This is a genomic window from Altererythrobacter ishigakiensis, assembly GCF_001663155.1.
Lineage (GTDB): Bacteria > Pseudomonadota > Alphaproteobacteria > Sphingomonadales > Sphingomonadaceae > Erythrobacter > Erythrobacter ishigakiensis.
In genome coordinates this window covers 149,031-161,551 of record NZ_CP015963.1, presented here as the reverse complement: position 1 = coordinate 161,551, position 12,521 = coordinate 149,031, and the positions used below count along the sequence as shown (strand labels likewise).

Genomic DNA, 12,521 nt, shown 5'->3' with positions numbered 1-12,521 from the left:
GCTAACCCACAAAGCGTGTCGCTTCGCCTTCGCGGGTGCCTGCCCTGGCGAGCACGTAAAGCAGCGTCCCCACCCCTGCCAGCATCCCGGTCGACAGCGCGGCGTCGAGCGGCACCTGCAAGGTCATCCAGATCGTGCCGATGCCTGCCACGGCGATGATCGCGTACCAGCGTACACCCATCGATTGCGCCACCCGGCCTTCGCCGCGCTGCCACAGGATGATCAGCGCCAGGATACAGGCGATGATGAATATCTGCTCAGACGCCACCAGCATGGTCGCGAGATCCGCGAATGTGCCTGACGCAGCCAGCGCCGCGACGACGCTGCCAAAGAAGACAATTGCCATCGACGGCGTTTGGAATCGTGGTGAAACATGGGCGAAGACCGGCGGCAGAAGACCCCGCCGCCCCATGCCGAACAAGACGCGCGGGATGACCAGGAAACCCGCCAGCTGGTTGGTCGCGATCGAGAAGATCGCTGCCAGGCTGATCATCGTGATGCCGGCCTGCCCGAACAAGGCTTCGCCCATCGCCGCGAGCGGAATATCGGAGTCGGCCTGCGGGATCGCTGTGCCGGCATACGCCAGCTGAATCATCGCATAGAGCACGGCCACAAAACCAAGGCTGAGAAATATTGAGCGATAGATCGTGGTGGTCGGCGCCTTCGTCTCGCCAGCCGAAATTGCCGAAAGTCCGACGCCCGAAAAAGCATAGGCGAGCAGGATTGCGATCGATTCCACCTGGCTGAACTCGGGCAAGCTGACGCCAGCGGGAACGCCAGTGGTGGCAAGGCCGTAGATGGTGAGCAAAAGGATCGGTGAGAGCTTGAGCACCGTCCCCACCCACATGGCGCCGATCGTGCGCCGCATTCCGATGACAGTTGCCAGTGTTGTCAGCGCAATCAGGGCGATGACGGTTACCGGCCGGACCACATCACCACCAAAGACCGGGAACAGCGCGGCGAGATACGCAACCAGCACGTGAAAATTGGCCGCGCGGCCAGCAAAATTCGCACAGACTACGAACCAGCCAACCTGAAAGCCGACGAAACGCCCGAAGACGTGCTCGGCATAGAGCTGCGGCCCGCCCGATTGTTCGAACATGGTCGATAGCTTGGCAACGATGCTGGCGAGACAGGCATAGGCAAGCGCAAAGCCGATGATGGCAACGGGGGCGAAACTGCCCGCACCCGCGTAGAGCAAGGCAGGCAGCGCAAAGATCCCGGCTCCAATCGCGGCGTTGATATTGATCAGTACCGCGCCTGCAAGCCCGATTGCGCGCGGCGGTGTTGCCAACTGTGTTTGCGACATGCGCGCCATTCTCCCTGCGCATCGCACAGTGACGCAAACCTTCGTCGAGTCAATCAGGTCTTTCGTGTCTTCGCGCTGGAATAATCTTTCCGGCCCGCTAGTGTCCCGCCCAACAAAAAAGGGGACTCACCGATGCGCCGTCATTTCACCACCACCCGCACTCTTACCGCCGCACTTCTGGCCGGAGCTGCGATGGCTGCAAGCCCGCTCACCGCGCAAGAGGCGGATGCTGCCAGCGAAGAGGCCGCTGAAGAACAGGACCCCAAGTGGGACATCAGCGCACCTAACGGTGCGACGATCCGCCAAGTCGCGATCAATACTGACGAGGGCACCTGGATGGATGTCGATGTTTCTCCTGATGGACAGACGATTGCCTTCACCATGTTGGGCGATATCTACACCATGCCGATTTCCGGTGGCACGCCGACGCGAATTTCCGAAGGCATGGCATGGGAAGTGCATCCGCGCTTTTCCCCCGATGGCAGCCGAATTGCCTTCACTTCGGACCGTGGCGGCGGTGATAATATCTGGGTGATGAATGCCGACGGGTCGGACAAGCGGCAGGTCACGAAAGAGGATTTCCGCCTCTTGAACCAGCCGACATGGAGCCCCGACGGGCGCTTTATCGTCGCGAAAAAGCATTTCACCACCGGACGCTCGCTCGGCACGGGCGAGATCTGGATGTACCACGTCTCTGGCGGCGGTGGCGTGCAATTGGTCAAGCGTGCCAGCGAAGCTTTGCAAAAGGAACTGGGCGAGCCGATTTACGCGCCCGATGGCAGCACGATTTACTACACGCGCAACACCACCCCGGGAAACACCTTCATCTACGCGCAGGATTCCAACAGCGGCATCTTCGCAATTGAGCGCTATGACATCGCGACAGGTGAAGTGACGACAGCGGTCGACGGTTATGGCGGCGCGGTGCGCCCGGCACCTTCGCCGGATGGCAAGGAAATCGCCTTTGTCCGGCGCGACAAGGACCAGAGCCAGCTGTGGATCAAGAATATCGCCAGCGGCGAAGAGCGTATGATCTATGGCGAGCTGGACATGGACATGCAGGAAACCTGGGCGGTGACCGGGGTCTATCCCAACATGGACTGGACACCCGACGGCAATTCCATCGTATTCTGGGCTGGTGGCAAGATCCGCCGGGTCAATGTAGACGGCAGCGGCGCTGCCGTGATCCCGTTTGCGATCAATGATACACGCGGAGTAGCTGATGCGCCGCATCCCGCGATCGAAGTGTCTCCAGACCGTTTCACCACCACTATGCCGCGTTTTGCTACGATCAGCCCAGACGGCGGCCATGTGGTCTTCGAAAGCCTGGGCAAACTCTATACCAAGAGCTTCCGCGGGCGCGACTACCCCACCCGATTGACCCGCGAGAGCGGTGACAAGCTTGAGTTATGGCCTGCTTATAGCCGCGATGGCAGCAAGCTCGCCTATGTGAGTTGGAGCGATGAAGGGCTGGGCGAAATCGTGGTTGCCGATGCGAATGGCCGCAATCCACGGGTGATTACCAGCCAGCCCGGACATTATGCGGTGCCCCGTTTCAGCCCCGATGGCCGTACTGTTGTGTTTGAAAAGCGCAGCGGTGGCTATCTGACCGCTCCCGAATACTCGGAGAACCCCGGTATCTATGCGGTCAGCGCGAGTGGCGGCATGCCAACGCTGGTCACCCGCAGCGGGTCCGACCCGCAATTCGGCGACGCCAATGACCGCTTGTTCCTGACCCGCTTCGGCGGTGACAAATTGTCGCTGGTTTCAATGGACCTGGATGGCGAGGACGAGCGAACCCATGCCGAGGGTGATCTGGCCAGCGAATTCCGCGTATCGCCCGACGGGCAAACTGTAGCATTTCGCCAGAATTACGAAGTTTTTGCGATGCCGCTGATGCCAGGCGGCAAACCCGTCAGTGTCAGCGAAAAGGGCGGCTCCGTCCCGGTCACCAAGGTCAGCGAAGGCGGCGCAGATTACATCGGCTGGTCACGCAGTGGCGCGATGATCAACTGGTCAATCGGCCCGATGCTGAAGACCGCGCAAGTGGCGGACCTGTTCCGCGACGCGCCCAAGAGCGACGACGATGACAGCGAAGGATTCTCCCCACCAGATATCGGCGTTCCACTGGCGCTGACGGTTGATGCGGCGAAGCCAAATGGCACAGTTGCACTGACTGGCGCGCGCGTGTTGACGATGACGGGCGAAGGCGCGGGAGCGATCGATAACGCGACTATCGTCATCAGCGGTGACCGGATCAGCGCGGTTGGCCCAGCGGGCGAAACCGCGATCCCCGATGGCGCGACAGTGGTCGATGTTACAGGCAAGGTGATCATGCCGGGCCTGGTCGATGCGCATGCGCACGGTCCATACGGCACCGGCGATCTGATCCCGCAGCAAAACTGGACCTTGCTTCAGGATCTGGCGATGGGGGTCACCACGATCCACAACCCGTCTTCCAGCGCCAGCATGGTCTTTGCGGCGGCGGAGCGCCAGCAGACCGGTCTGATCACCGCTCCCCGCATCTTCTCGACCGGAGAGATTATCTACGGCGCGAAGGCGCCGGGATTTTACGCCCGGATTGATAGCTATGATGATGCCCTGGCCCATGTCCGCCGGATCAAGGCGCAAGGCGGCATTTCGGTGAAAAACTATAACCAGCCACGTCGCGAGCAGCGCCAGATGGTGGCGCGAGCCGCGGCAGAGGAAGGCATGCTGGTGGTGGCCGAAGGTGGTTCGCTGTTCGGGATGGATATGAATCTGGTCGCGGACGGCAACTCCACCGTCGAGCACAATGTGCCGGGCGAATATTTCTACGAGGATGTACTGCAATTCTTCGGCCAGTCGCAAACAAACTACACCCCGACTCTGACGGTGACTTACGGCGGCTTGGCAGGTGATCCCTATTGGCGTCAGGCGACTGACGTGTTTGCCAACCCGTTGATGGTCCACACCCCGCCCAAACAGTTGCTGGCAGCCACAGCGCGCCGCACCAAGGCGCCTGACTGGGCATTTGTGGATGACGATGCCGCGCGCGAAGCGGCCAAGTTGGCGAAGCGCGGGGTGCGGGTCAGCATCGGTGCGCACGGCCAGCAGGCCGGGACCGCTGCACATTGGGAACTGTGGAGCTTTGCCCGCGGCGGAATGAGCGCAGTTGAAGCCTTGCGCGCGGGCACGATTGAGCCGGCGCATTCGCTGGGCATGGCAGATGACATCGGCTCAATCGAAGCAGGGAAGCTGGCGGATCTTGTGGTGCTGACCGCTGATCCGAGTGTTGATATACAGAACTCGGACGACATCGAGCAGGTCATGCTGGGAGGACGTTTGTACGACGCTAAGACCATGAACGAGGTCGAGACGGGGACCAGCGAACGCCGCACATACTGGTGGGAGTGAGTGGCTCCCGCTACAAAACAAAATTAGTTTCCGTTGTAACTTTCTTGCCGCTGCGGTATGGAGGCTGTTGTACGTCATTCGAGTCTTTTGAAGAGGTTCCCCCATGCTCGTCGGTGTCCCAAAGGAAATCAAAAACCACGAATACCGTGTCGGCCTGACGCCCGAGGCGGCGCGCGAATACATCGTGTGCGGGCACCAGGTCATCGTCGAAAGCGGCGCAGGACTGGGCATCACCAAGACCGATGATGACTATCGCGCCATCGGGGCAGACATCGTCGACAGTGCCGAAGAGGTGTTCGCACGCGCCGAGATGGTGGTGAAGGTCAAGGAACCGCAGCCGAATGAATGGGTGCAGCTGCGCGAAGGGCAAATCCTGTTCACTTACCTGCATCTTGCGCCAGATCCCGAGCAGGCCAAGGGCCTGATGGAAAGCGGCGTTTCAGCGGTCGCATATGAGACCGTAACGGATCGCGACGGCGGACTGCCGCTGCTCGCTCCGATGAGCGAAGTTGCCGGACGTCTCTCGATCGAAGCGAGCGCGCAGGCGAGCCACAAGGTCAATGGCGGGCGCGGAATTCTGATGGGCGGCGTGCCGGGCGTCCTGCCGGCAAAGGTCGTGGTGATTGGTGGCGGCGTTGTTGGGACGCAAGCCGCGCGCATGGCGGTGGGCCTGGGCGCGAATGTCGAGATCCTCGACCGTTCTCTGCCGCGCATTCGCGAGCTTGACGATATGTTTCAGGGCCGCGTCACAACACGCTATTCCAACGCTGGCACGATTGAGAACGCGATTACCGACGCAGACGTCGTGGTGGGCGCGGTGCTGATCCCCGGTGCCTCTGCGCCGAAACTGGTGACCCGCGACATGCTTGGCCTGATGCAGCACCGCGCGGTGCTGGTCGATGTGGCGATCGATCAGGGCGGATGTTTTGAAACGTCGAAGCCGACCACGCATGAAGACCCGACCTATCTGGTAGACGACATCATCCACTATTGCGTCGCGAACATGCCAGGTGCGGTTCCACACACCTCCAGCTATGCGCTCAATAACGCGACACTTCCGTTCGGATTGGCTCTGGCCCAGCACGGTATCGCAGCGTGCGAGCGTGACCCGCACCTGAAGCCGGGCCTGAACGTGCACGGCGGCAGAATCGTCAATGAAGCGGTTGCGGAAAGCCTCGGTTTCAGCTGATGCTTGGGGCGTGCGGGCAAGGCGTTCTATGCCCGCCAATAACTGAACTGCATTTACAGATATAAAAGAATCTTTATATCCTCGGTTTCGATGCAGATCGAGGCCATCATCAAGTCACTTGCTGACCCCACGCGCCTGCGCATCATGCGCCTGTTGGCGGCGATGGAATTGGCGGTGGGCGAGCTGGCTCAAGTGCTCGAGCAAAGTCAGCCGCGCGTCTCGCGCCATGTTGGTATTCTGTGCGATGCCGGTTTGGCAGAGCGCCGCCGCGAAGGCAGCTGGGTATTCCTTCATACGCCCAGCATAGCTGAAGACAACGCGCTGCTTGATGCGATTATCCACCTCCTTGCGACCGCCGAGCGAGAGGATGCGGGTTTTGCCAGGCAATGCCTTGAAGACCGACGTCAGTTAGCCGCGATACGCGCCGCTCGCGAAAAGACCGCGCAAGCATACTTCACGCGCCACGCCGGTGAATGGGACGAACTGCGTCAGTTGCATAGTTCGGACGCGCAGGTCGAGAAAGCGCTGGTCGAAGCCTTGGCCGAGGCGAATCTGGGGGACCTGCTCGATATCGGGACAGGCACCGGGCGGATCGCAGAGCTGCTGTCAGATGGTGCCAGCAAGGTCACCGCGCTCGACAAAAGCCTTGAGATGCTCAAGCTCGCGCGCGCCAAGCTGCAGCATCTGCCGGCCGGCAAGGCAGAGCTTGTTCCAGGTGACTTCACCGATCTGCCTTTTGCTGAAGCGCAATTTGACACGGTGGTGCTGCATCAGGTGCTGCACTTCGCACAGGAGCCGGAGCTTGTACTGCAAGAGGCGGCACGGGTGACGCGGCCCGGCGGACGGATCGCAATCGTGGATTTCGCGGCGCACAACCATGAGGAATTGCGGACCCTCTATGCTCACGCCAGACTTGGCTTTGCGGATAACCAGATCAAGCAGATGCTGCGCGACGCAGGCTACACCGCGAAAGCGCCGGTCGCGCTTGAAGGCGGGGAACTGGTGGTGAAGATCTGGATTGGTCAACGCAAAGGCGCGCAGACGGCCAAGGTACAACCTAAGGAACACACGGCATGAGCCCGACGCTTGATCAAATGCATGAAGCGCGCACCGCGCTCGACAGCCCGCTGTTCAAAGGGCTGCCGGGCGATATCGACGTGTCGTTCGAATTCTTTCCGCCCAAGACGGAGAAGATGGGCGAAACACTGTGGAAGAGTGTCGAAACGCTGAAGCCGCTTGGCCCGCGCTTCGCGTCGGTCACTTATGGCGCAGGTGGCTCAACGCGTGAACGTACGCACGAGCAAGTCGTGCGAATCCAGACTGAAGCAGGCATTCCCGCCGCTGCCCACCTCACTTGCGTTGCCGCGACCAAGGAAGAAGTGAATGAGGTCGCACGACATTACTGGGAGAGCGGCATTCGGCATATCGTTGCGCTGCGCGGAGATGCACCCGATGGCGGCGGTCAGTACACCCCGCATCCGGGCGGCTATGCCAATGCGGTCGAGCTGATCGCAGGATTGAAAGAGGTAGCTGATTTCGAGATCTCGGTCGCGGCATACCCAGAGGTTCACCCGGACAGCCCCGACGCGCAAAGCGACTTGGACAATCTCAAGGCGAAGTTTGACGCCGGGGCGACCCGTGCGATCACGCAGTTTTTCTTCAACACCAAATGCTTCTTCGAATTCCGTGACAAGGCGGCGGCAGCGGGCATCAAAGGCGAAATCGTGCCGGGAATCATGCCGGTCGTCAGCTTTGCCGCGGTCCAGCGGATGAGCGGGCTGTGCGGCACGGATATCCCTCATTGGATGGAGGGACTTTTCGAAGGGCTGGATGACCGCCCCGAAGCGCGCCAGCTGGTCAGCGCAACCATCGCGGCTGAATTGTGCCGCAGGCTTTATGCGGGTGGTGTGCGTCAGTTCCACTTCTACACCTTGAACCGGGCAGAGCTGAGCTATGCGATCTGCCATATGCTGGGCATGCGCCCGAAGGCAGGCCTGTAATGGCAAACGCAAAAGAAAGACTGGAGGAAGCAGCTGCCGCGAGCATCCTGATCAAGGATGGCCCCTATGGCACCGCGATCCAGAATGCGAAGCTGAGCGCGGAAGAATACGCAGGCGATACCGGTCTGACGCAGGATCAGAAAGGCAATAATGACCTTGTCAACCTGACTCAGCCACACGTGATCCGCGCTATCTGTGATCAATACATTGCGGCGGGCGCAACCGTGCTGGCAACCAATACCTTCAACGCCAATCGCATCAGCCAGGCGGATTATGGCGCGGAGGGAGTGGTGCATGAAATCAATGTCTCCGCAGCCAAGATCATCCGCGAGGCCTGCGAAGAAGCGACAGCAAGGGACGGCAAACCGCGCTTCGTTTGCGGCGCAATGGGTCCGACCAACAAGACCCTCTCTCTGTCCCCCAATGTCGAAGACCCGGGTTTTCGCGAAGTCACGTTTGATGAAGTGAAAGACGTCTATCGTGAACAGGCAGCGGCGCTGATTGAAGGTGGCGCAGATTTCATCCTGATCGAAACTGTATTCGACACGCTCAACTGCAAAGCTGCGATCATGGCGGTGAAGGAGCTGGAGGCAGAGCGAGGCGAAGACATACCGCTGATGATCTCGCTGACGTTGACCGACTTGTCCGGCCGCAACCTGTCTGGCCATACGGTGGAGGCGTTCTGGCACGCTGTGCGCCATGCCAAGCCGGTCACCATCGGGCTTAATTGCAGTTTCGGTGCGGATCAGCTCCGCCCGCATGTGCAATTGCTTAGCGGCATCGCCGACACGCTGCTGATGGCTTACCCCAACGCAGGGCTGCCCAACGAGCTGGGCGAATATGACGAGCTGCCCGAGACCACCGCTCATTTGGTCAAGCAATGGGCCGAAGGCGGTAGGGTGAATATCCTGGGCGGTTGCTGCGGATCGACGCCCGAACATATCGCAGCGGTTGCCAAAGCTGTGGCACCCTACAAACCGCGCGCCGTACCGGCCCTCGATAGCGGTATGCGGCTGGCCGGACTCGAACCCTTTACGATTGCGGCCTGATGACTGATCAAACAACAGCACGCTTCGTCAATATCGGCGAACGCACAAATGTGACCGGCTCTGCCCGGTTCAAGAAGCTGATCATGGCGGGCGATTACGCCACCGCTGTCGAAGTCGCGCGACAGCAAGTCGAGAACGGCGCGCAGGTGCTCGACGTCAATATGGACGAAGGCCTGCTCGACGCGGTCGAAGCGATGACCACTTTCCTCAAGCTGATCGCTGCCGAGCCGGACATCGCGCGCGTTCCGGTGATGATCGACAGTTCCAAATGGGAAGTGATCGAGGCAGGCCTAAAGTGCGTATCAGGCAAGCCGATCGTCAATTCCATCTCGATGAAGGAAGGTGAGGAAGAGTTCCTGCGTCACGCGCGCCTGTGCATGCTTTATGGCGCGGCGGCGGTGGTCATGGCCTTCGATGAAACAGGTCAGGCCGATACCAAGGAGCGCAAGGTCGAGATCTGCACCCGCGCTTACAAACTGCTGACCGGGATAGGTTTTCCGCCTGAAGACATCATTTTCGACCCCAATATCTTCGCGGTGGCGACCGGGATCGAAGAGCATGATCGCTATGGGCTCGATTTCATCGAAGCGGTGCAAGAGATCAAGGCGGCATGTCCGCATGCCAAAACCAGCGGCGGGCTGTCGAACCTCTCTTTCAGCTTCCGTGGCAATGAGACCGTTCGCCGGGCCATGCATTCGGTGTTCCTCTACCACGCGATCCCCGCCGGGCTCGACATGGCAATCGTCAATGCGGGCCAGCTCGACATTTATGACGATATCGACGGTGAGCTGCGCGAGGCGTGCCAGGATGTGATCCTGATGCGTCGCCCTGACGCGACCGAGCGGCTGATTGACCTAGCTGAGAGCTACAAAGGCAAATCCGTCGCGGACGAAAAAGCCGCCGAAGAATGGCGCGGCTGGGCAGTCGAGAGGCGGCTTGAGCATGCGCTGGTCAAAGGCATCGACGCGCATGTCGTCGAAGACACGGAAGAAGCCCGCGCCGCGCTCGCTGCCAATGGCGGCCGCCCGATCGAAGTGATCGAAGGCCCGCTGATGGACGGGATGAACGTTGTTGGTGACCTGTTCGGCAGCGGCAAGATGTTCTTGCCGCAAGTGGTCAAAAGCGCGCGCGTGATGAAGAAAGCGGTCGCGCATCTCATCCCCTTTATCGAGGCCGAGAAGGATCTGCTGCCCGAGGAAGAGCGCAAGGCCAAAGGCAAGATCGTGATGGCGACGGTCAAGGGTGACGTTCACGATATCGGCAAGAATATCGTTGGCGTAGTGCTTCAGTGCAATGGCTATGACGTCGTCGATCTGGGCGTGATGGTACCGTGGCAGGACATTCTCAAATCGGCCAATGACAACAAGGCGGATATGATCGGTCTTTCAGGACTGATCACACCGTCGCTCGATGAGATGGTGACGGTGGCGGAAGAAATGCAGCGCGCAGAAATGTCGATGCCACTGCTGATTGGCGGGGCGACCACCAGCAAGGTGCATACCGCGCTGAAGATCGATCCCGCCTATCCGGGGCCAGTGGTGCATGTGCTTGATGCAAGCCGCGCGGTGGGTGTGGCGAGCCGCCTGCTGTCGGATACACAACGCGACGAATTTGTGAGTGAAACCGCTAGCGAATACGCCAAGGTTCGCGAAGCGCGGGAAGGCAAATCGGCGAGCGTGCTGCTCAGTCTGGAAGAAGCGCGCGCCAATTATTACGATGCCTATCTCAGCGACAAACCTGCGCCACCTCTGCAACCCGGCGTGCATACCTTCGAAGACTGGGATCTGGCGGATTTGCGCGAGTATATCGACTGGACGCCTTTCTTCCGCGCATGGGAATTGCACGGCAATTATCCGGCGATCCTTGACGATGACGTGGTGGGCGAAACCGCGCGGCAGTTGAAAGCCGATGCGGATGCCATGCTCGACAAGATCGTGGCCGAGAAATGGCTCACTGCACGCGGCGTTGCAGGTTTTTGGCCGTGCGCGCGCGACGGCGATGATGTCACGATCCACCGGGTGAATCGTGAAGAGCACGTCGTGCTGCCATTCTTGCGCCAGCAGGTGAAGAAAAGCCGGGATCGCGCGAACATGTGCCTTGCAGACTTCATCGATCCCGCAGGTGACTGGATCGGTGGATTTGCGGTCGGTATTCACGGGATTGAGCCGCATTCGCAGCGCTTCCTTGAAGACAAGGACGACTATTCGGACATTTTGCTGAAGGCCTTGGCAGACCGCTTCGCGGAAGCCTTTGCCGAGCGGCTGCATCAGCATACCCGCATCGATCTGTGGGGTTATGCGCCCGATGAGCAGCTCACCAATGACGCGCTGATTAAAGAGCAATATCGCGGTATCCGCCCGGCGCCGGGTTATCCGGCCTGCCCCGACCACTCCTTGAAGGCGATCCTGTTCGAATTGCTCGATGCGGAAGAGAACGTCGGCCTGACGCTGACGGAGAATTTCGCCATGTATCCGACCGCGGCGGTCAGCGGTTTCTATTTCGGTCACCCTGAAAGCCAGTACTTCGGGGTCGCGCGGATTGGGCGCGATCAGCTGGAAGACTATGCGAAGCGGCGCGGGGTCGATATGGCGACGGCTGAACGATGGCTACGCCCGAATCTGGATTGAACCCGGAGATTGGACTCAACAGAGTCCAGCCTTCGCTGGCACATACATCGCGCTTTGCCTTGATTGGCGGGGCGCTACTTCTCGTTACATATGCGTTATGTTGGATTATTGTCCCGACAGAGGGCAATTTGCTGCGCCAACTGTGGTTTTTACCCGGAGTTGGCGTAACCGGCGCGATCATTGCTAATGCCAGCGGAACGGGCGGCGGCGTGGTTTTTGTGCCTGTTTTCAATGCGATGCGTGACCTTGGGGCGATGGATCTCGATCCGCTCGGAGTCACTGCGGTGTCCATGGGAATTCAGGCGTTCGGGATGAGTGTGGGCGCGCTGCGCTGGACGGATCGATTATATCACCAAAGGGTACCTGCGCCGCTTGAAGCGCAAACGCAGGTGCGCGATTACTGGCTTGTTTGCGGGCTGGTTCTGGTGCTGTCCGTACCTGCCTTGCTGGCCACCCAGCGACTGTTCGCCTTTGACGGGCAAGCGATCCTGCTGGGCTACAAGAGCTTCTCGATTGTGCTCGGTATCGCGCTGCTGATTGCCACCTGGACCTTCAATCGCGATGTTCCTGAGCGTACGCGGTTGGAGCCTGTCGACATCGTCGTGTTGGCGCTGATTGCGATCCCCGGTGGTGCGATCACGGCTCTGTTCTCGGTCGGCATTGGTGAGCTTGTCGCATTCTACCTCTTCCTGCGGCACTATCCGATATTGCTCAGCGTCGGGACGGCCTGCGTCATCTCTGCAGTGAGCGTCGCCGCAGGCCTCATCTGGCATATCGATGTCGGTACAGTGCAATGGGAAGTGGTGCTGCTCGCCGCGCCGGGCGCCATGCTGGGCGCGTTCCTTGCCCGGCCGATTGCGCTTTGGCTCGGCCCGCGAAAGCTGAAAACCTATGGTGCGATCTGGATTGTCGGTTCAGCACTGTATCTGCTGTGGTTGAACTGGTAAGAGG

8 protein-coding genes are annotated in these 12,521 nt (G+C 60.1%); 7 read left to right on the top strand and 1 reads right to left on the bottom strand.

What is annotated here, in order from left to right; all coding sequences use genetic code 11:
* Position 1: 1 nt before the first annotated feature.
* A complete protein-coding gene (locus A6F69_RS00800; protein WP_067602131.1) occupies positions 2–1,309 on the bottom strand; it encodes an APC family permease in 1,308 nt (435 codons plus the stop codon).
* A 132-nt stretch (positions 1,310–1,441) separates the two neighbouring features.
* On the opposite strand from A6F69_RS00800, the gene A6F69_RS00795 reads away from it, so the two are divergent.
* The 7 genes from A6F69_RS00795 (at position 1,442) to A6F69_RS00765 (ending at position 12,517) form a co-directional block, all read left to right on the top strand.
* Positions 1,442–4,705 (top strand): amidohydrolase family protein, encoded by a 3,264-nt coding sequence (locus A6F69_RS00795; RefSeq protein WP_067596513.1) that lies wholly within the window; start codon positions 1,442–1,444, stop codon positions 4,703–4,705.
* 103 nt (positions 4,706–4,808) lie between these two features.
* Complete coding sequence (gene ald, locus A6F69_RS00790) at positions 4,809–5,894, top strand: alanine dehydrogenase (RefSeq protein ID WP_067596512.1); 1,086 nt, start codon at positions 4,809–4,811, stop codon at positions 5,892–5,894.
* 90 nt (positions 5,895–5,984) lie between these two features.
* On the top strand, positions 5,985–6,971 hold the full coding sequence (locus A6F69_RS00785; RefSeq protein ID WP_067596511.1) for an ArsR/SmtB family transcription factor: 987 nt from the start codon (positions 5,985–5,987) through the stop codon (positions 6,969–6,971).
* Positions 6,968–7,894, top strand: a complete 927-nt coding sequence (gene metF / locus A6F69_RS00780) for a methylenetetrahydrofolate reductase [NAD(P)H] (protein ID WP_067596510.1) — start codon at positions 6,968–6,970, stop codon at positions 7,892–7,894. The genes A6F69_RS00785 and metF overlap by 4 nt, the downstream gene beginning before the upstream one ends.
* Positions 7,894–8,943, top strand: coding sequence for a homocysteine S-methyltransferase family protein (locus tag A6F69_RS00775; RefSeq protein ID WP_067596509.1), 1,050 nt, complete (start codon positions 7,894–7,896; stop codon positions 8,941–8,943). The genes metF and A6F69_RS00775 overlap by 1 nt, the downstream gene beginning before the upstream one ends.
* Positions 8,943–11,570, top strand: a complete 2,628-nt coding sequence (gene metH / locus A6F69_RS00770; protein ID WP_067596508.1) for a methionine synthase — start codon at positions 8,943–8,945, stop codon at positions 11,568–11,570. Before A6F69_RS00775 ends, metH begins: the two co-directional genes overlap by 1 nt.
* Positions 11,546–12,517 carry a sulfite exporter TauE/SafE family protein gene (locus A6F69_RS00765; protein WP_067596507.1) on the top strand — a complete coding sequence of 324 codons (972 nt, stop codon included), beginning with the start codon at positions 11,546–11,548 and terminating at the stop codon, positions 12,515–12,517. The genes metH and A6F69_RS00765 overlap by 25 nt, the downstream gene beginning before the upstream one ends.
* Positions 12,518–12,521 lie beyond the last annotated feature (4 nt).